The 19,516-nt window shown below is 69.6% G+C and carries 19 protein-coding genes; 8 read left to right on the top strand and 11 right to left on the bottom strand.

What is annotated here, in order from left to right; genetic code table 11:
• Positions 1–26: 26 nt before the first annotated feature.
• Positions 27–2,501: a DUF6351 family protein gene (locus AC1DSA_RS13785; protein ID WP_477890050.1), complete on the bottom strand. Its 2,475-nt coding sequence runs from the start codon at positions 2,499–2,501 to the stop codon at positions 27–29.
• Between the two features lie 195 nt (positions 2,502–2,696).
• On the opposite strand from AC1DSA_RS13785, the gene AC1DSA_RS13780 reads away from it, so the two are divergent.
• Positions 2,697–3,902, top strand: a complete 1,206-nt coding sequence (locus tag AC1DSA_RS13780; protein ID WP_477890048.1) for an acetyl-CoA C-acetyltransferase — start codon at positions 2,697–2,699, stop codon at positions 3,900–3,902.
• Positions 3,903–3,943: 41 nt separating this feature from the next.
• Positions 3,944–6,091: a 3-hydroxyacyl-CoA dehydrogenase NAD-binding domain-containing protein gene (locus AC1DSA_RS13775; protein WP_477890046.1), complete on the top strand. Its 2,148-nt coding sequence runs from the start codon at positions 3,944–3,946 to the stop codon at positions 6,089–6,091.
• A 100-nt stretch (positions 6,092–6,191) separates the two neighbouring features.
• Here AC1DSA_RS13775 and AC1DSA_RS13770 read toward each other — a convergent pair whose 3' ends face one another.
• Positions 6,192–7,487: a M20/M25/M40 family metallo-hydrolase gene (locus AC1DSA_RS13770; protein ID WP_477890044.1), complete on the bottom strand. Its 1,296-nt coding sequence runs from the start codon at positions 7,485–7,487 to the stop codon at positions 6,192–6,194.
• A 131-nt stretch (positions 7,488–7,618) separates the two neighbouring features.
• Between AC1DSA_RS13770 and AC1DSA_RS13765 the strand changes: the two genes are divergently transcribed.
• From AC1DSA_RS13765 to AC1DSA_RS13750, 4 genes are read left to right on the top strand one after another with little or no spacing between them, the layout of a single operon-like run.
• Entirely contained in the window at positions 7,619–8,545 is a 927-nt protein-coding gene (locus tag AC1DSA_RS13765; protein WP_477890042.1) for a bifunctional helix-turn-helix transcriptional regulator/GNAT family N-acetyltransferase, read from the top strand.
• The gene (locus tag AC1DSA_RS13760) at positions 8,527–9,438 is read left to right on the top strand and encodes a DMT family transporter (RefSeq protein WP_477890376.1); all 912 of its coding nucleotides are present in this window, start codon (positions 8,527–8,529) and stop codon (positions 9,436–9,438) included. The genes AC1DSA_RS13765 and AC1DSA_RS13760 overlap by 19 nt, the downstream gene beginning before the upstream one ends.
• Positions 9,439–9,446: 8 nt before the next feature.
• The gene (locus AC1DSA_RS13755) at positions 9,447–10,034 is read left to right on the top strand and encodes a chromate transporter (protein ID WP_477890040.1); all 588 of its coding nucleotides are present in this window, start codon (positions 9,447–9,449) and stop codon (positions 10,032–10,034) included.
• Positions 10,031–10,606 carry a chromate transporter gene (locus AC1DSA_RS13750; RefSeq protein WP_477890038.1) on the top strand — a complete coding sequence of 192 codons (576 nt, stop codon included), beginning with the start codon at positions 10,031–10,033 and terminating at the stop codon, positions 10,604–10,606. The genes AC1DSA_RS13755 and AC1DSA_RS13750 overlap by 4 nt, the downstream gene beginning before the upstream one ends.
• A gap of 9 nt (positions 10,607–10,615) precedes the next feature.
• Here the strand turns inward: AC1DSA_RS13750 and AC1DSA_RS13745 are convergent, their stop codons facing one another.
• The 8 genes from AC1DSA_RS13745 to AC1DSA_RS13710 all read right to left on the bottom strand — a co-directional run bounded on the left by AC1DSA_RS13745 (position 10,616) and on the right by AC1DSA_RS13710 (position 16,831).
• Positions 10,616–11,221 (bottom strand): 3-keto-disaccharide hydrolase, encoded by a 606-nt coding sequence (locus AC1DSA_RS13745; protein WP_477890036.1) that lies wholly within the window; start codon positions 11,219–11,221, stop codon positions 10,616–10,618.
• A 77-nt stretch (positions 11,222–11,298) separates the two neighbouring features.
• Entirely contained in the window at positions 11,299–11,646 is a 348-nt protein-coding gene (locus tag AC1DSA_RS13740; RefSeq protein WP_477890035.1) for a hypothetical protein, read from the bottom strand.
• Entirely contained in the window at positions 11,647–12,366 is a 720-nt protein-coding gene (locus AC1DSA_RS13735; RefSeq protein ID WP_477890033.1) for an SIR2 family NAD-dependent protein deacylase, read from the bottom strand.
• Positions 12,363–13,490 carry an NAD(P)/FAD-dependent oxidoreductase gene (locus AC1DSA_RS13730; protein WP_477890031.1) on the bottom strand — a complete coding sequence of 376 codons (1,128 nt, stop codon included), beginning with the start codon at positions 13,488–13,490 and terminating at the stop codon, positions 12,363–12,365. The genes AC1DSA_RS13735 and AC1DSA_RS13730 overlap by 4 nt, the downstream gene beginning before the upstream one ends.
• On the bottom strand, positions 13,487–14,227 hold the full coding sequence (gene rlmB, locus AC1DSA_RS13725) for a 23S rRNA (guanosine(2251)-2'-O)-methyltransferase RlmB (protein ID WP_477890029.1): 741 nt from the start codon (positions 14,225–14,227) through the stop codon (positions 13,487–13,489). Before rlmB ends, AC1DSA_RS13730 begins: the two co-directional genes overlap by 4 nt.
• A gap of 43 nt (positions 14,228–14,270) precedes the next feature.
• A complete protein-coding gene (locus AC1DSA_RS13720) occupies positions 14,271–15,251 on the bottom strand; it encodes a Bug family tripartite tricarboxylate transporter substrate binding protein (protein ID WP_477890027.1) in 981 nt (326 codons plus the stop codon).
• A 24-nt stretch (positions 15,252–15,275) separates the two neighbouring features.
• On the bottom strand, positions 15,276–16,109 hold the full coding sequence (locus AC1DSA_RS13715; RefSeq protein WP_477890025.1) for a TauD/TfdA dioxygenase family protein: 834 nt from the start codon (positions 16,107–16,109) through the stop codon (positions 15,276–15,278).
• 50 nt (positions 16,110–16,159) lie between these two features.
• On the bottom strand, positions 16,160–16,831 hold the full coding sequence (locus AC1DSA_RS13710) for an ABC transporter ATP-binding protein (RefSeq protein WP_477890023.1): 672 nt from the start codon (positions 16,829–16,831) through the stop codon (positions 16,160–16,162).
• On the opposite strand from AC1DSA_RS13710, the gene AC1DSA_RS13705 reads away from it, so the two are divergent.
• Positions 16,830–17,471 (top strand): arylesterase, encoded by a 642-nt coding sequence (locus tag AC1DSA_RS13705; protein WP_477890021.1) that lies wholly within the window; start codon positions 16,830–16,832, stop codon positions 17,469–17,471. The two genes, AC1DSA_RS13710 and AC1DSA_RS13705, sit on opposite strands and share 2 nt — an antisense overlap.
• A complete protein-coding gene (mnmH, locus tag AC1DSA_RS13700; protein WP_477890019.1) occupies positions 17,468–18,523 on the top strand; it encodes a tRNA 2-selenouridine(34) synthase MnmH in 1,056 nt (351 codons plus the stop codon). The genes AC1DSA_RS13705 and mnmH overlap by 4 nt, the downstream gene beginning before the upstream one ends.
• 151 nt (positions 18,524–18,674) lie before the next feature.
• Here the strand turns inward: mnmH and AC1DSA_RS13695 are convergent, their stop codons facing one another.
• Complete coding sequence (locus AC1DSA_RS13695; protein WP_477890017.1) at positions 18,675–19,469, bottom strand: DUF2189 domain-containing protein; 795 nt, start codon at positions 19,467–19,469, stop codon at positions 18,675–18,677.
• Between the last annotated feature and the right edge of the window lie 47 nt (positions 19,470–19,516).

Raw genomic sequence — 19,516 nt, 5'->3', positions numbered from 1 at the left:
GCGGCGGCTGCGCCTACTTTACTTGCTTACTTCTTCGTCGACACGGGGGCCGGCGGCAGCGGCTGTCCACCCGGGCCGGCCATGAAGCTCAGCGGGCTGATGGCGGCCTGCTGGCCGACACCGGGCCGGCTGAAGTCGCACACGCCGGTGGAGAACACCGCCTGCAGGCGGGTCCACTGGGGCGCGGTGAACGTCACGTCACCGTAGTCGGCGGCGTTCAGGGGCTTGAGCTCGCACTTGAGGATGTCCTCCGAGCGCGGGCCGCCGGCCACCTGGCGCGGCGACAGCGAAGGCTTGAGTGCGGGATCGGCATCGCAGTTGGCGATATCGAAGTCCTTCACGGCGGGGTTGCTCGGGTGCAGGCAGAAGTCCTGCGTGCTGGCCGGACGGGTCGCGCGCACCTTCTGCTCCATGCTCGCCGTGCTGGTGCTCGTGGTCAGGTCCAGCAGCCACTGGTCCATCGCGGCCAGCGCCTCCAGCCCCATGGTTCCGGGAGGCAGCGAGAAGTTGCCATGCGACCAGCGCCACAGCGCCTGGTTGCCCGCGTCGCCAAAGTCGCGCGTGATGCGGTCGCGCACGGCCCAGCTGAACCACATGTGGTGGATCCCGAGGACGCCGAAGGCACCGAGCGGCTGGTTGGCGGCCACCAGCGAATCGTCCCAGCCGCGCAGGTCCATGATCGGCGTCTTCGCGAGGTTCGCTCCCGAGGCGACGATGCCGGCGCGATAGGCGATCGGCAAGGCCACGAGGTCCGCCGTGCTGCGAGCGGCGCGCGCAGTGGAATCCCGGTCGATGCCGCCGACGGTCTCGTTCAGGGTCACGAACTCTTCCGGCGTGATGACGTGGTCACGCAGCGCCTTCAGGCCGTACTGGACCCCCGTGTTGTCCCGCGTGTCGTTGGCGGCGGGACTGCCAGGCACCTTGCCCCAGATCGACTCGGCCCAGGACCACGCGTTGCAGCGCGGCAGGCCGGCGGTCGCCACCGGGTTCGCCGGGTCATACACGGCGGTGTTCGGCAGTTCGCAGTTGTTGGTCACGCCCACGTTCGCGATCGCGCCCGTCGTCTGGTTGCTGACCTGGCGGAAGGTGTACACCCCCGCCTTGCCGTTGCTGCCGAACAGGTTGAACCAGGCCTGGCACGCGGTCTGGTCGAGGTGGCCGTTGATGCGCCCCTTGCGCAGGTTCACGTCCGACTGGGACAGGCCCATCGTGGTCCACAGGCCCAGCATGGCGGGCTTCTGGTAGGCCTCCACCAGCAGGGTGCAGTCACCGACTTCCAGCGACGTGCTTTCGGAGTCGGGGTAGGTGCAGGTGGTGATCACGCCGTCGAGGACGCCAGGCATGATGGACAGGTTCATGTTCGAGTTGATCGAACCGCCCGAGCAGCCCGTGCCCAGTGTGTACTTCACCTGGCCGTAGGTGTCGATGATGTGTTCCTTCATCATCATCGTGGTCTCCGACATCATCACGCGGTTGGAGTTGCGCGACGAGTCGGTCATGCTGTTCTGCGCGACCAGGAAGCCGCGCTTGAGCTGCTCTTCCAGGCTGGTCCAGTTCACCGTCGTGCGCGACTGGCGCCGCGGCTGTCCGGTGCTGGAGCCGAAGGAGTAGTAGATCTTCTTGTTCCAGCCGGTTTGCAGGGCGAGCGCCGTCGAAGACTGCGCGGGGTCGAACAGTACGGCGATGTCGTAGATGCCGCGGTTCATCGTGCCGCGCTCGACGCGCACGATGAAGGGCACCGTCGCGCCACTCTCCGTGGTGGTGGTCGCCAGGTCGCTCGGCGTGCTGCCGGGCGTGTACGCCTTCCAGCAGCCGTTCGCTGGCGGCGTCGGCGCAGCCGGGATGACGCCGGTCGTGCCGTTGCTGTTCCACACCGGATCGGGCAGCGCGGTGGAGCACTGGCCGGCGCCGCTGCCGGCGGTGGTCGTCGTGCGGTAGTACAGCTTGGTTTCGGTCGCGATGTTGCAGTGGGCATCGGGCTGGCCCGACAGGCCGCTGCCGTTGGTGGCCGGCGTGCTGCCCGAGGCCGCGACGGGTTGCGGCGTTGCGCAGTAGAACGGCGTCAACTGCGTTCCGGACAGCACCGGCCCGCTGCGCGGCGCGTTCGTCACCACCAGCCGCGCGCCGGGACCGCCACGCACCGTGGCCTCGATCACGTTCTCGCCATTGACCAGCCCGGTCACGACGCCCATGAGCGTGCCCTTCGCGGTGGGCGTGAATGCGCTGGTGACGTCCGTGCCGTTGCGCGTGATCTTCAGCACGCCGGAGACGATCGTCCCGGGCGGCGCCGTGACCTCCATCAGCGCGTCGCCATCACTGATCAGGTCGGCGCGGTTCGACAGGGTGCGGATCTCGAACGGCGTGTTGTCGCCCTTGCCGCTCAGCGACTGCGGATCGGAGGCGCCACCGCCTCCGCCGCAGGCCGCCAGCACCAGGGTTGCCAGGGCGCATGCGCCCGGGCGCCACGCGGGAAGGCGCGGCCTTGATTTCGTTGCAAGCACGTTGTCTCCTTGAGGAAGGGAACCCGCTCGTTCCAGCGCGGCGGGCTGAGGCCAATCTAAGAGCCTTCCATTGCGGCGCGCATGCGAGAAACCCCCAAGTCGTCGCCTTCGTGACATCTATTTCAACGTCGCCATGGCACCAAAGTGCCCTTGCCTGCCGTGCCTATACTGCGGCGCATCTCCAGGAGACCCGCGATGACCGAAGCATATGTTTACGACGCCATCCGCACGCCGCGCGGCAAGGGCAAGAAGGACGGCAGCCTGCACGAGGTCAAGCCGGTGAACCTGCTGGCAGGCGTGCTGGCGGAACTGCAGCGCCGCAACGACTTCGACACGGCGCAGGTCGACGACGTCGTGATGGGCGTGGTCTCTCCGATCGGCGAACAAGGTTCGGTCATTGCCAAGGTCGCGGCGCTCAAGGCAGGCTGGGACTGGCGGTGCAGTGGCGTGCAGCTGAACCGTTTCTGCGCATCGGGCCTGGAGGCCGTGAACATGGCCGCGCAAAAAGTGCGCTCGGGCTGGGAGGACCTGGTGGTCGCGGGCGGCGTCGAAAGCATGAGCCGCGTGCCCATCGGTTCGGACGGCGGTGCGTGGGCGCAGGACCCGGAAACGAATTCGGCGACCTCCTTCGTGCCGCAGGGCATCGGCGCCGACCTGATCGCGACGCTGGAGGGTTTCACGCGCGAGGACGTGGATGCGTTCGCGCTCGAGTCACAGAAGCGCGCCGCGACGGCGCGCGAAGGCGGCTTCTTCGCCGGCAGCGTGGTGCCGGTGAAAGACTTCCTCGACCAGACCATCCTGGACCGGGACGAGTTCATCAAGCCGCACACCACCATGGAGGGCCTGGGTTCGCTGAAGCCCGCCTTCGAGCAACTGGGCGCGATGGGCTTCGACCAGGTGGCGATCGGCCGCTATCCCCAGGTCGAGCGCATCCACCACGTGCACCATGCGGGCAACTCCTCCGGCATCGTCGACGGCGCCGCGGCCGTCCTGATCGGCAGCGAGGCCGCGGGCAACACGCATGGGTTCACGCCCCGCGCGCGCATCGTCGCGGCGGCGCTGTCCGGCGCAGATCCCACCATCATGCTCACCGGGCCGATGCCGGCCGCGCGCAAGGCGCTCGCCAAGGCAGGCATGACCCTGGACCAGATCGACCTGTTCGAGATCAACGAGGCTTTCGCCGCCGTTCCCATGAAGTTCATGAAGGAGATGGGCGTGCCGCACGACAAGGTGAACGTGAACGGCGGCGCCATCGCCATGGGCCATCCGCTGGGTGCGACCGGCGCCATGATCCTCAACACGCTGATCGACGAACTGCACCGCCGCAAGCTGCGCTACGGCCTCGCCACGCTGTGCGTGGGCGGCGGCATGGGCATCGCCACCATCGTCGAGCGGATCTGAACGGAGGACAACGTCCCGCCTCGCGGCGGGCCGGACTTGCAATGAAAACCATCAAGTACGAGCTTCAGGCTGGCATCGCCACCCTCACCTTCGACGAACCCGGTTCGCCGGTGAACACGATGTGCGCGCAGTGGCAGGACGACCTGACCGCCGCCGTGCAGCAGGTGCTCGCGGACCAGGAGGCGATCCGCGGCATCGTGCTGGCCTCGGCCAAGACGACTTTCTTCGCCGGCGCCGACCTCAAGGGGACCATGCGCCTGAAGCCGCAGGATGCGCCGCTGGTGTTCCGCGAGATCGAGCAGGTGAAGAAGAATTTCCGCACCCTCGAGACTCTGGGCAAGCCGGTGGTGGCCTGCCTCAACGGGGCTGCCCTGGGCGGCGGCTGGGAGGTGGCGCTGGCGGCGCACTGCCGCGTCGCGGTCGACAACCCGAAGATCCAGTTCGGCCTGCCCGAGATCACGCTGGGGCTGATTCCCGGCGCCTCGGGCATCACCAAGATGACGCGCCTGCTGGGCCTGGTGGGCGCCCAGCCCTACATCCTGGAAAGCAAGCTGTTCGCACCGCGCGAAGCGCTGCAGCTCGGCCTGGTGCAGGAACTCGTTCCCGACGCCTCGCAGCTGCGGGCCGCGGCGCTGGCGTGGATCGCCGCCAACCCGCAGGCGCAGCAGCCGTGGGACGCCAAGGACTACCGGATGCCGGGCGGCACGCCCAGCAACCCCAAGATCGCGGGCATGCTGGCCGTGGCCCCGGCCGCGCTGAAGCTCAAGACGCGCGGGCTCTACCCTGCCCCCGAATACGCGCTGGCCGCGATGGTGGAAGGCGCGCAGGTGGACTTCGACACCGCGCTGCGCATCGAGACGCGCTACCTCGCCAAGCTGATCGTGTCGCCGGTGGCGAAGAACATGATCAACACCTTCTTCTTCAACATGAACGCGATCAAGGCCGGCCAGTCGCGTCCGAAGTGGGAGGGCAAGTACCAGCCGAAGAAGGTCGGCATCCTGGGCGCGGGGATGATGGGAGGCGGCATCGCCTACGTGCAGGCCGGCCGCGGGATCGCGACCGTGCTGAAGGACGTCTCGCAGGACAAGGCCGATGCGGGCAAGGGCTACAGCGCCCGGCTCACGCAGCCGCGTGTCGAGAAGGGACGCTTGACCCCGCTGGAGCAGCAGGCCCTGCTGGCGCGCATCACCCCGACCGAATCGGTGAAGGACCTGCAGGGCTGCGACCTGATCATCGAAGCCGTGTTCGAGAACCGCGAACTGAAGGCGAAGGTGACGAAGGAGGCGGAAGGCCTGCTGGCGCCCGACGGCTTCTTCGCGAGCAACACCTCGACGCTGCCGATCACCGGCCTGGCCAAGGCCAGCGTGCAGCCCGGCAAATTCGTCGGCATCCACTTCTTCAGCCCGGTCGACAAGATGAGGCTGGTGGAAATCATCCGCGGCCAGGCCACCGACGACGAGACCGTGGCGCGCGCCTACGACTACGTGCAGGCGATCGGCAAGATCCCGATCGTCGTGAACGATTCGCGCGGCTTCTTCACCAGCCGCGTGTTCGGCACCTTCGTCATGGAAGGCGCGGCGATGGTGGGCGAAGGCATCCCGGCCGCGGTGGTCGAACAGGCCGGCCTCCAGGCCGGCATGCCGGTGGGGCCGCTGGCGGTGCTGGACGAGACTGCGCTATCGCTGTCCGTGCACGTGCTGGACCAGACGCGCTCGGACTATCGCGCCGAGGGCCGGACGTACATCGCGACGCCGGGCGAGCTGCTGGTGGAACGCATGGTCAAGGAGTTCGACCGCAACGGCCGCGCGGCCGGCGGCGGCTTCTACGACTACCCGGAGGAAAAGGGGGCGAAGAAGTCCCTGTGGCCGCAGCTGAAGACGCTGTTCGGGCAACCCGGCATGGAATGGAACCTGCCGGACCTGAAGGACCGGCTCCTGTACCGGCAGGCGGTGGAGACCGCCCGCTGCCTGGCCGAAGGCGTGCTGACCAGCGTGCACGACGCCAACATCGGCTCCATCTTCGGCATCGGCTTCCCCGGCTGGACCGGGGGCGCCATGCAGTTCATCTACGGAACAGGGATCGATGCCTTCCTGCAGCGGGCCGGGACGCTGGCGGGCCGCTACGGCCCAGGCTTCGCGGTCTCGCCCCAGGTCGAGGAAGCGATCCGCAAGTTCGAGCCGCGTTGGTGATCCGCAGGCGGGGGTGAGTAGTCGTAGGCTGGGGTGAGCCCGCAGGCGAACCCCAGCGCTCCGCGCATCGCTGGGGTTCCTCCGCCCCCAGCCTACGGAATCAGAAGCCCTTGCCGCGCGCCACGTCCATGATGACGCGCGCGGCGAGATACAGCCGCGGCTCGATCGCGTCCACCAGCACGTATTCGCTTTCCGCCGAGTGCGCGCCGAAGCCCGGCAGCCCGAAGCGCTCGACCACGGGCGCCCCGGTCTTGAGCGCGGCAAACGCGGCATCGGTGCCGCCGCCTTCGGGCTGGTCGTCCACCACCAGCTTGCGGCCCACTTCGGCGTAGACCTGTTGCGCGTGCGCGCCGAGCTTGCGGCTCGCGTCGGTGGCTTCCAGCGGCGGGCGGCGGCGCTCGAAGGCTACGGTCACCTTGGCCTGCGGGATCAGCTGCTTCTTCGCCCGCTCGCGCACCGCGGCCTCGATGCGGTCGTAGTCGGCCACGCGCAGCACGCGCACGTCCGCCTGCGCCGTGGCATGGGCGGGGATCACGTTGCGGTTGGTGCCGGCCTGGGCGATGGTCCAGTTCATCTTCAGGCCCACCTGCGGCTCCGACAGGTCCCGCATCTGCAGCACCTGGTGCGACAGCTCGTAGAGCGCGTTGATGCCGCGCTCGGGCGCGCTGCCGGCGTGCGAGGCGCGGCCTTCCACCTTCAGCTCCACCGAGGCAATGCCGCTGGTGGCGAGCGACAGCTTGTCGTTGTCGACCCGGGATGCCTCGAACGACAGCACGGCGTCGTGCTCGCTGCCGGCCTGCGTGATGAAGTTGCGCGAACCCGGCGAGCTGATCTCCTCGTCCGCGTTGACCAGCACCGTGAGCGTGCCGTATTCGCGGAAGTCCAGGGACTTCAGCAGCGATGCGATGTGCAGCACCATGGCCACGCCCTGCTTGTCGTCGGCGATGCCCAGGCCGTAGGCCTTGTTGCCGTCGATGCGGAAGGGCTGCTTCTCGAGCATGCCCTTCAGGTACACCGTGTCCATGTGCGCGATCAGGAGGATCTTCTTCGTGCCCGTGCCCTTGAAAGTCCCCCGCACCATGCGGCCGATCTTCTCCGGCGTGTCCGCCATGCGGTAGGTACTCGCCTCGGCCGGCTCGATGAAATCCACCTGCGCGCCCAGCGCCCGCAGCTTGTTCGCCACCAGTTCGCTGGCGCGGGTGAGGCCTTCCAGGTCGCGGCTGCCGGTCTCGATGGAAACCAGCTCCTTGAGCGTGTCCAGCAGCGGCTGCTTCTGGGTGGCGGCCGCGCGCTGCACGGCGGCATCCGGCGCGGCCTGGGCGAACGCCTGCGCGCAGAACAGGGTGGTGGCGGCCAGCGCCGCCGCGATCGGCAGGCGGGGATACAGCAATTTCAACCTCGGCTCCTGGTGGGAAAAGGCGAGAGCATAGCGTCCGCTGCTCAAGGGAGATGAGCTCCCCACGTCCCCGTCGGGACGGGCAGCCGCCGATTGGTTGACGGAGTCAACGAACCGGGCGACACTGCCGCATGGCGTCGCAAGTCCCCGTGTCGCAGGTCAAGGTCGTCCGGGCGTTCAACCGCTTCTACACGCAGCGCATCGGCGTGCTCAAGCGCTACCTGGACACGGACTTCACCTTGACCGAGGTGCGCGTGCTGTACGAGCTCGCGCACCGTCCGCCGCTCACGGCGCGCGACCTGGTGCGCGAGCTGGAGCTGGACCCCGGCTACCTCAGCCGCATCCTGCGCCGCTTCGAGAACCAGGGCTGGATCACGCGCGAGCCGGCGGCGCACGACGCCCGCCAGCACCTGCTGCGCCTGACCGAACCGGGCTACGCGACCTTCGCCCCGCTGCAGCAGAAATCGCGCGACGAGGCGGCCGCGATGCTGGCCACCGTGCCGTCCGCGGTCCGCCCGCGCCTGATCTCCGCGCTGCAGACGGTGCACCGCCTGCTGGAGCCCCCCGCGCCGGCGCAGCGCAAGGTCGTGCTGCGCGATCCCCGGCCCGGCGATCTCGGCTGGGTGGTGCAGACCCACGGCGAGCTCTATGCCCGCGAGTACGGGTTCGACTGGACCTTCGAGGCGCTGGTGGCGGAGATCACGGCCCGCTTCGTGCAGAATTTCGACGCCGGCTGCGAGAAAGCCTGGATCGCCGAAGTGGACGGCGAACGCGCGGGCTGCGTCTTCCTCGTGCGCAAGTCGGCCACCGTCGCGCAACTGCGCCTGCTGGTGCTGCGGCCCGAAGCGCGCGGGCTGGGGCTGGGCGGCCGGCTCACCGACGCCTGCATCGACTTCGCGCGATCGGCGGGCTACCGCAAGATCATGCTCTGGACCCAGAGCAACCTGACCGCGGCCCGCGCCATCTACCAGTCGCGCGGCTTCGCGCTGAAGGAGAGCGAACCGAACGCCGCGTTCGGCCAGCAGCTGGTCAGCGAAGTCTGGGAGCGCAAGCTCTGAATCCGGCCCTGCTGGCCGCCGCGGCCACCGGCGTGCAGGTGGGTGCGGCCATCGTCGCTTCCCGCTTCGTGGTGGCCGAGGTGCCGCCGCTCACGCTGGCCATGCTGCGCTACGCGATCGGCTTCCTGTGCCTGCTGCCCTTCGCACTGCCCGCATTGCGCGGCGCTGTCGCGCTGCTGCGCCCCCGCGACCTGCTGGCGATGGCGGCGCTGGGCACCGGCCAGTTCGGCATCCTGATCGCCCTGCTGAACTGGGGCCTGCAGACCGTGCCGGCCGCGCCGGCCGCGCTCCTGTTCAGCCTGTTCCCGCTGCTCACGCTGGTGTTGGGTGCGGCCACGGGACGCGAGCAGGTCACTCGGCCGCTGGCCGCCGGCGTGCTGCTGTCGATCGCGGGCGTCGCGCTGTCCCTGCTGCCCAAGCTGCAGGCCGGCCACACGGGCGGCTGGTGGGGCGAGCTGGCGGTGCTGGCGTCGGCCTGCGTGGGGGCACTGTGCAGCGTGCTGTACCGCCCTTACCTGCAACGCTATCCCACGGTGCCGGTCTCCGCCTTCGCGATGCTCGCGTCGGTGTTGTTCCTCGCCCTCATCGCGCTTCGCGAAGACTGGCCTGCCCAAATCAGCGGACTCGACGCGCGGGCCTGGGCCGTGATCGCCTTCATCGGCCTGTCCAGCGGCGTCGGCTACTTCTGGTGGCTCTATGCGCTCAAGCACGAGTCGCCCACGCGGGTGACGGTGTTCCTCGCGCTCAATCCCGTGACGGCGGCCCTGCTCGGATGGCTGCTGCTCGGCGAGCCGCTGCAGGCGTCGCTGCTCGCGGCGCTGGCGCTGATTGCCCTGGGACTCTGGCTGGCCACCCGCGGCCTGCCGGCGAAACGACAGCGCACCGCCGGATAATTGCGCCGATGTCGTCCCCGTCCGAAGCCCTGGCCGCGCCGCAGACCGCGCGGCCCAAGTCGCTCACCGACCTGTTCGTCTCCTTCACGCTGCTCGCCCTGCAGGGGTTCGGGGGCGTGCTCGCCGTCGTGCAGCGCGAGCTGGTGGAAAACAAGCAGTGGATGACCAAGGAGGAGTTCATCGAGGAGTGGGCGGTCGCGCAGATCATGCCCGGTCCCAACGTGATCAACCTGTCCATCACCCTGGGCGCGCGCTACTTCGGTCTGCGCGGCGCGCTCGTCGCGCTGGCGGGCATGCTGACTTTCCCGCTGCTGGTGGTGCTGGCGCTGGCGCTGGTGTACGCGCAGTTCGCGTCCAATCCGCACGTGGCCGGTGCACTGCACGGCATGGGCGCAGTGGCGGCCGGCCTGATCACCGCGACCGGCCTGAAACTGAGCTCCGCGCTGAAGCGCAACGTGATGGGCCTGCCCCTGTGCATCGCGCTGGGCGTGGCCGCCTTCGTGACGATCGCCTGGCTCAAGCTGCCGCTCGCCTGGGTGCTGGTCGTGCTGGGCGGCATCGGCTGCGTGGCGGCCTACCGGAAGCTCGCTTCGTGAACACCATCGCGCTGCACGGCGCCGACTGGCTGTCGCTGTTCCTGCACTACGCATCGCTGTCGCTGCTGTGCGTGGGCGGCGCGATCACCACCGCGCCCGACATGCACCGCTTCCTGGTGCAGGAAAAGGCCTGGCTCACCGATCCGCAGTTCAGCGCTTCGATCGCCATCGCTCAGGCGGCGCCCGGCCCCAACGTGCTCTTCACCGCGCTCATGGGCTGGAACGTGGGGCTCAATGCCGGCGGCCTCTGGACCGCGGCGCTCGGCATGGTGCTGTGCCTGGGCGGGATCATGCTGCCCAGCTCGGTGCTTGTGTACCTGACGGCGCAATGGAGCCACCGCAACCGCGACCTGCGGGCGGTCCGCGCCTTCAAGCAGGGAATGGCGCCGCTGGTGGTGGCCTTGCTGGTCGCCACCGGGTGGATCCTCGCCACCGCCAACGGCTACGCCTGGACCAACTGGCCGGCCTGGGCGGTGACGCTGGTCACCGCCCTGATCGTCTGGCGCACCCGCGTGCACCTGCTGTGGCTGCTGGGCGCGGGTGCCGTCCTCGGCTGGTTCGGCTGGATCTGAGCGGCCGCTTCAGAGCGGCTTGATCTCCACCTTGCGCCACTTGATGGTGCCGCGGCCCCACTGCAGCGCGACCGGCCCTTCCTTCAGCTTCGCATCATGGACGTCGGCCGTCTTCACGCCATTGAGCACCACCACCAGGTGGTCGCCCTGGGCCGTGAGCTCGAAGGTGTTCCACTGGCCGCCCGCCTTGATCATGGGCGCGGTGAGCTTGGCCACCTTCACGATCGCACCCGTGGCGTAGGTCGGATCGGGCCGCTGGTCGAAGATGTTGGCTTCGTAGCAGTTCTCGTCGGTGATGACGGCGGGGTTCTGGCAGCGCAGGAAGACGCCGCTGTTGGCATCGTCGCTGGCCCAGAACTCGGCGCGGATCATGAAGTCCTTGTACGACTTGGTCGTCACCAGGTAGCCGGGGTCCTTGCCGCCGCTGGAGGCCTGGATCGCGCCGTCGCTGGCGCTCCACTTCGCGTCGCCGACGGGACGGAAGTTCTCCATGCCCTTGGTGCCATCGACCAGGGTGGTCCAGCCGATGCCGAAGGGCATGCTCATGTTGGCGCAGCCCGCCAGTCCGGCGGCCAGCGTGACGGCGGCCAGGGCTGCCGCAGTGCGTTTCTTCATCGTCCTGTCTCCTTGTCGTCCGCGCAATTTGCGCCCGGCGATCTTGCGGGCCTTTGGCGGCACGCGCAAGACGGGACTTAACGGGGGTTCTCGAAGAACAGGTAGCTGGCGTAGCCGCCGACTTCGAAGTAGACCTTCTTCTCGCCGGGATCGGCGACGAAGTTCAGGTTCTCGTCGAGGACGCCGTAGCCGAAGCGATAGGCCCGCGCCTCGCTGTCGCTCGTGCCCATCGCGGTACTGAGCTTGTCCACCCGGATGAAGCGGCGCACCAGCTTGTCGCCGGCGTAGACCTCCACCACGCCGTTGGTGCCGGTCCAGTTCTGGATGTCCCGCCCCAGCTTGTTCTGCTGTTCCTGGGTGCAGGAAGCCAGGGTGGCCAGTGCGGCCAGGGCGCAGGCCTGGGCCATGCGGGTGCGTATCGTCATTCAGTCCTCCAGCAAGGGCGGCAGCAGCGCCGCGGAAGTTCCGACCAGGACGGCGTCGGCCGCGTCGTCGAGCCCGGTGGGCTCGGGGTTCAGGATCACCACGCGCCCGCGCGTCGAACGCGCCAGCCCCGCGGCAGGATAGACCAGGCCGGACGTGCCCACGACCAGCATCAGGTCGCAGGCCGCGGCGGCCTCTTCGGCGGCCGCGAGTTCGCGCGCCGGCAGCATCTCGCCGAACCAGACCACCGCCGGCCGGCGCAGGTTGCCGCAGGTGCCGCAGCGCGGTGGCCGGCCGGGGACGGGCGCCTGCGCCGTGCAGCAAGCCTGGGGAGCATCCAGCCACCGGTCCTCGGCAATGTTTCCGTGCAGCGCCAGCACTTCGGGCGAACCGGCGCGCTGATGCAGGCCGTCGACGTTCTGGGTCACGACGGCCAGGCGGCCGGGATGGCGGCGCTGGAAGTCGGCGACCGCGACGTGGCCCGCGTTGGGCGCAACCCCGGCGACCATCTCCCGGCGCAGCGCGTACCAGTCCCACACCATGGCGGGCCGCGCACGGAAGGCCTCCTCGGTCGCCAGGTCCTCGGGCCGGAACTTCGCCCACAGCCCCGTCTGGGCATCGCGGAAGGTCGGCACGCCGGACTCCGCGCTCATCCCCGCGCCGGACAGCAGCACGATGCGACCGGCCTCCCGCACCCACGCGCGGACCTGCTCCAGGTTCATGCGTCCCCCGGCGCCGCGGTGGCCGACGGCTCCTCGCGCTTCGCGTTGAAGTAGACCCACTCCGCAACCCGCCGCATCGGTCGCGTGCCGAGCAGGTGGTTGTACAGCCAGTCGCTCTGCGTCAGCTCGAAGAAGCGGCGCAAGGCGCGCTTGGCGCGGTAGCTGGGATAGCGCGCCGGCAGCCACTGGGCGGGATCGGCCGACCGTCCCTGCAGGAAGCCGGACACCGCGTCGGCGGCGTCCTCGCCATAGTGCAAGGCGGCGTGGATGCCGCCGGCCGTCGCGGGGGACACCAGGCCGGCCGCGTCGCCGACCAGCAGCGCGCCGGGCCGGGCGACGCGCGGCAGCAGTCCGCCGCAGGGAATCATGCCGGCGCGGATGGCCAGCGGCGCGCCGTGCGGCCTGACGTGCGACTGGCTCTTGCACAGGAAGGCCTCCAAGTCCAGCCTTCCCTGCCGCTGCCCCGGTGTCATGCGCCGCGCCAGGCCCACCTGCGTGGCGCCCACGCCGGCGAAAGCCCAGCCGATGTAGCCCGGGGCGAGCCGCGCGTCGAGGAAGCAGTGCAGGTAGTTCGGTTCCACGTCGGCCCGCGCGTACTCGTGCTCCACGCCGAACAGGAAATGCCGGTTCTGCGACAGCCCCAGCGCCTTGGCGACACGCGAGTGCGGGCCGTCGGCGCCGACGAGGTACCGAGCCTGCACCAGTTCGCCCGTGTCCAGCGGGATCTGCCAGGGTTGGCCGTCGGCCGTGCGGCTTGCTCCCGTGAACAGGGCGCCAAAGCGCGGCTCCGCGCCGGCCTGGCGTGCCAGGTCCACCATCCAGTCCAGCAGCCGGACCGCATCCGTGGCCCAGAAGTAATAGCCGGGCGCACGCAGCGCCACGTGCCGCAGGTTGGGCGCATACAGCTTCACGCCCTCGACCGGCCGGACCAGGTCCCGCGGCACGTCGCGAAGCCAGGGGATCGCGTCCACCGCGTCCTTCACGATCATCCCGGTGGTGTGCAGCCGGGCCCCGGCATGCGGCTTCTTCTCCAGCAGCAGCACGCGCAGGCCGGCGAGGGCGGCGCGGCGCGCGCAGGCCAGGCCCGCGAAGCCGGCACCGACCACCACCAGGTCGTAGGTCAAGCAGTTCCTCGCTGCCGCACCGCCTCGTACAGGCAGATCCCGCTGGCCACCGAGACGTTGAGGCTTTCGACCGCGCCGAGCATCGGGATGGAGACCAGGGCGTCGCAGGTCTTGCGCGTCAGCTGGCGCAGGCCGGTGCCCTCAGCGCCGAGCACCAGGGCCGTGGCGCTCTTCAGGTCCGACTGGTACAGCGTCTGCGTCGCCTCGTCGGACAGCCCCAGGCACCAGATGCTGCGCTCCTTCAGTTCACCCAGCGTGCGCGCCAGGTTGGTGACCATGAAGTAGGGCACCGTCTCGGCGGCGCCGCTGGCGACCTTGGCCACCGTGGCGTTGATGCCCACGGCATGGTCCTTGGGCGCGATCACGGCATGCGCGCCGGCGCCGTCGGCCACGCGCAGGCAGGCGCCGAGGTTGTGGGGATCGGTGACGCCATCGAGCACCAGCAGCAGCGGCGGCCCCTGCACGGCGTCCAGCAGGTCGTCCAGCGATGTGGTGACGGACAAGGGCTCGACCCGCGCCACCACGCCCTGGTGGCCGGCGCTGCCCGCCAGCCGCGCGAGGCGCAGGCCGTCGGCCTCGACCGGGCGCAATCCCGCCTCCTGCGCCTTTTGCAGGAACTGGCGCATGCGGGCGTCCCTGCGGCTGCCCTCCACGTAGAGTTCGACGATGGATTTCGGTGCGGTGCGCAGGCGCACGCCGACCGCGTGGAAGCCGAACAGGACTTTGGCAGAGGACATGCCGGGATTATCCCGTGCGCCCCCGCCCTCTCCCGCCCGGGCGTCAGTCGATCCTGGCGCCCGAGGTCTTCACCACCTGCGACCACTTCTGGATGTCGTCCAGCAGGATGCGCGCGAACTGGTCCGGCGCCGTCGCATAGGGGTCGGCCCCGGCTGCAGCGAATTTCTCCAGCAGGTCCTTGTCATGGAGGACTTCGGCGATATCCATGTTGATCTTCCTCACCACGGCCTCGGGCGTGCCGGCGGGCGCCAGCAGGCCGAACCAGGGACTGAGCTCGAAGCCGGCCAGCCCCGACTCGCCCAGGGTCGGCACGTTCGGGAAGGCGGCCGAGCGCTTCGCGCCGGTCACCGCCAGCGCCCGCAGCTTGTCGCTGCGGATGTGGCCCGCCACCGAGGGCAGGCTGCTGAAGGTCATCTGGATCTGGCCGGCGATGGTGTCGGTCAGTGCGCCGGCCGCCCCCTTGTACGGCACGTGCACGAGCTTGATGCCCTGGCTCATGTTCACCATCTCGCCCAGCAACTGGTTGAGCGACCCGTTGCCCGCGGAACCGAAGTTCACCTGGCCCGGATGGGCCCGGGCATAGGTGACCAGTTCGCCGACGCTCTTGGGCGGGAAGTTCTGGTTCACCACCAGCGCGAACGGCACGGTGGCCACCGTCGCCACCGTGGCGAAGTCCTTGTACGGGTCGTAGGGCAGCCCGCGGTACAGGCTGCCGTTGATGGCTTGCGTGCCGACGTAACTCATGAGGAGCGTGTAGCCATCGGCGGGCGACTTGGCGACGAAGTCGGTGCCCAGGTTGCCGCCGGCGCCGGCCTTGTTCTCGATCACGACCGGCTGGCCCCAGCGCTCGGACAGCTTCTGGCCGACGATGCGGGCCAGCGCGTCGGAGGCGCCGCCGGGCGTCTGCGGCACGACAAGCTTCACCGGCTTGCTGGGGAAGGCCTGTGCGCGAACGATCGCGGGCGCGGCCAGCGCCAGGGCGGCCGCCGCGATGGCGGTGAGGAAACGGGCTCGGGTGGACATGGGACCTCGCAGGAATTGGATGTTTCAGCGCGGCGTGTCGCCGGCCAGGGTGATGCGGTGCATCAGGCGGCGGAAGCCGTGGTAATCGTTGACCGGGTTGTGCTGCACGCAGCGGTTGTCCCAGAAGGCGAGCGAACCGGGCTGCCAGGAGAAGCGGCAGGTGAATTCCGGCTTCACCTGGTGCTGGTGCAGGTACTGCAGGAGCGGGGCGCTCTCCTCCTCGGTCATGCCGCGGAAGCGGACGGTGTGCGCCACGTTGACGTACAGCGCCTTGCGACCGGTCTCGGGATGCGTGCGCACGACCGGGTGTTCGGACTCGTAATCCTTCTTCGCCTCGGCGCGGCCGTCGGAGGCGATGCGGTCCTCGCGCGTCCTCGACACGTCCGCCTTGGCGGAGCTGTTCACCGCCACCAGCGGATCGAGCAGTTTGCGCAGGCCCTCGGACAGCGCCTCGTAGGCGGCGTACTGGCTGGCGAACAGCGTGTCCCCGCCATAGGGCGGAACCTCGCGCGCGAGCAGCATCGAACCCATGGGCGGCTGCGCGAGGTAGCTGGTGTCGGAATGCCAGATGCCGCCGAAGTTGCTGCGCTCGTGCTCCAGCTTCTTCACCTCAATGATCACGGGATAGCCGGCCAGGCCCTTCACGAAGGGGTACTCGATCGGCTCGCCCATGGACTGGGCAAAGCGCAGGAACTGCTCGGGCGTGAGCGCCTGGTCGCGGAAGAAGATGACCTGGTGCTCCAGGAAGACCTGGCGGACCTGGGCGGCGAGGGATTCGCCGAGGCCGGCGGCGAGGTGGACGCCGTGGATCTCGGCCCCGAGCGCCCCGGCCAGTCGCTTGACTTGGAACTGCGTCATGGTGGGGCCATGCTATCGGGCCGCACCCGGCCCGGGAATGTGGGAATCCCTCAGGGGACGATGCGGCCCGCCTCGATGGTGATGCGGTGTTCGCAGCGCTCGGCGATGCCGCGGTCGTGCGTGACCAGCACCAGCGTGGTCCCCTGCTCCCGGTTCAGGTCGAACATCAGCTCCATCACGGTCTCGCCGGTGGCGAAGTCCAGGCTGCCGGTGGGCTCGTCCGCCAGCAGCACGGCCGGCTTCACGACGAAGGCCCGCGCCAGCGCCACCCGCTGCTGCTCGCCGCCCGAGAGCACTTTCGGGTAGTGGCCCAGCCGCTCGGAGAGGCCGACGCGCGCCAGCATCTCGGCCGCGGCCTTGCGCGCATCGCGCCGCCCCGCCAGCTCCAGCGGCAGCATGACGTTCTCCAGCGCGCTCAGGTTGCCCATGAGCTGGAAGCTCTGGAACACGAAGCCCACCTTGCGCGCGCGCAGTTCGGCCCGCGCGTCCTCGTCGATCGCGAACAGGTCCTCGCCGGCCAGCCTCACCGTGCCTCGGGTGGGCGTGTCCAGCCCCGCGATGATCGAAAGCAGCGTGCTTTTCCCCGAGCCCGAGGCGCCCACGATGGCGGCGGTTTCCCGCGCGGCCAGGGAGAAATCGATATCGCGGAGAATGTCGAGGGTCCCCGTGGAATCGGTGACCGATTTGGAAACGTGTTCGACGGAGATGATGGGTTCTGACATGCGTTCGGGTGGTTGGCGGCGGCGCGACTTGGTCGCCGTCCTGTGGGCCGGGAGTGTCGTCGCTGCCGCGCGGGCCGCGGCGCCGCCGGTCATCCTGGTCGTGGGCGATTCGCTCAGCGCGGAGTATGGCCTGAAGCGCGGCACCGGGTGGGTCGCGCTGCTGGAGCAGCGCCTGGCCGGGGAGAAGATCGCGGCCCGGGTGGTCAACGCCAGCATCAGCGGCGACACGACTTCCGGCGGCCGCTCGCGTCTGCCGGCGCTGCTGGCGCAGCACAAGCCGACGCACGTGGTCCTGGAGCTGGGTGGCAACGACGCGCTGCGCGGCCTGCCGCTGTCCGGCACCGAGGACAACCTCGGACAGATGACCCAGTCGGCGCAGAAGGTCGGGGCGCGCGTGCTGCTGGTGGGCATGCAGGTGCCGCCCAACTACGGCAGCGACTATGCGAACCGCTTCTCCGGTGTCTTCGCCAAGGTGGCGAAGCAGTACAAGGCGGGGCTCGTTCCCTTCCTGCTGCAGGGCGTGGCCGATGCCGCCGACCCGCGCGCCCTGTTCCAGTCCGACGGCATCCACCCGAGGGAAGTGGCGCAGCCGCGCATGCTGGACAACGTGTGGCCTGAACTGAAGAAGTTGCTGAAATGAGCGTGCGTCCCCTGCCCGCGCCCGACGCCGTGCTGCGCCTGGACCAGTTCGACGCGGTGATCGACGCGCGCAGCGAAGGCGAATTCGCGGAGGACCACCTGCCCGGCGCCGTCAACTGGCCATCGCTGGACGACGCCCAGCGGCACGAGGTGGGGACGCTGTACAAGCAGGTCAGCCCGTTCGACGCCCGCAAGCGCGGCGCCGCCCTGGTCGCGGCCAACATCGCGCGCCACATCGCGCGCGACGTGATGGACAAACCCAAGGGCTGGAAGCCGCTGGTGTACTGCTGGCGCGGCGGCCAGCGCAGCGGCTCGCTGTCGCTGGTGCTCGGACAGATCGGCTTCAACGTGCACCTCATCGAGGGCGGCTACAAGGCCTTCCGCGCGGCCATGCTGGCGCAGCTGCCCGAGCTGGCGCAGCGCCTGTCCTACCGCGTGGTCTGCGGCCCGACCGGTTCCGGCAAGACGCGCCTGCTTCAGGCATTGGAAGCGGCCGGCGCCCAGGTGCTGGACCTGGAGGCGTTGGCCAGCCACCGCAGCTCCGTGCTGGGCCTGATCCCCGGCCAGCCCCAGCCGACGCAGAAGCGCTTCGACATGCTGGTGTGGGACAAGCTGCGCGGCTTCGATCCCACCCGTCCCGTGTACGTGGAAAGCGAAAGCAAGAAGGTCGGCAACCTGGCCGTGCCCGATGCGCTGATCGCCGCCATGCGCGCCAGCGACTGCCTGCGGCTGGACCTGGCGGACGACGAACGCGTGCGGCTTCTGCTGGAGGACTACGGCTTCTTCCGCAGCGATCCCGAATTCTTCTGCGAACGGCTGGAGGCGCTGGTGCAGTTGCGCGGACACGAGCAGGTGCGCGCCTGGCAGGCGCAGGTGCGTGCCGGCGACATCGAGTCGGTGGTGCGCGAACTGCTCCTGAGGCACTACGACCCCGGCTACGCCAGCTCGACGGCGCGCAACTTCAAGGGCTTCGGCGAAGCGAAGGCGATCGCGCCGAGGGACCGGACCCCGGAAGCCATGGCGGCGCTGGCGGAGGAACTCCTTTCCTCGTAGGCCGGGGTGAGCCCGGGTCGTCGGCTGGGGTGAGCCCCGGGGTCGTAGGCTGGGGTGAGCCCGCAGGCGAACCCCAGCGGACGGCGCGAAAAGCGCTGGGGTTCGCTTTCGCTCACCACCAGCCTACGGAACCCCCGCTACGAATCCCAGGCTACGAATCCCAGCCCACCGCATCGCGGTAGGCATGCCAGGTGGCGTGCCCCAGCCAGGGACCGACCACCAGCAGGCCCAGCGACCACGGCCACAGCGCCAGCAGGGTGAGCGCCACCACCAGCGCGCCCCAGAACAGCATGGCCGCCAGGTTGTCCAGCACCACCCGGAAACTGGTGAGCGCCGCGGTGATCGCGTCGGTGTCGCGGTCCAGGATCATCGGGATCGCGACCACCATGCTGCAGTAGACCAGCGCGGCGAACACGCTGCCCACGGTGAGGTAGACCGCGAGGAACTGCCAGTTGCGCGGGTTGAAGACGGCCTCCAGCACGCTCGCGGTGGACGGCATCCCGGTGTTGAAGAACACCGCGAACACCACCAGCGAGGCGCGGCCCCACAGCAGCTCCAGCACGGTCAGCACCAGCACGAGCAGGCCCATGCTGCCCAGGTGGCCGCTCCAGCAGGTGAGCGAAGCGGACAGGCTTTGCGGCACGCCCTGCTCCCGGCGGCGGCTCGCCTCGTACAGCCCCATGGCCAGGAACGGGCCGACCAGCAGGCAGCCGGAGACGATGGTCATCGTGTACTCCGGCTTGTTGCGGAACACGGCCCCGAGCGTGGCCGCCATGGCCCAGAAGCAGGCGCCGTAGAAGGCCGCGATGCCTGGCGCCGCGGCCAGGTCCCTCGCCCCGCGCGCCAGCCATTGCAGGGGCGCCCCCAGGGCGATGCGGCGCACCTGCGGCGTGGGCGGAACGGCCTGGCCGGGCTTTTCCGTGCCGTCCGTGATCGGGCTTTCCATCGTCGGATCCTCCGTCCTCAGGGTAGCGCCGCCCACGCCGGGTACGG

Source organism: Ramlibacter sp. P4_H7 (assembly GCF_056400765.1).
This window is presented reverse-complemented; position numbering and strand designations above follow the sequence as displayed.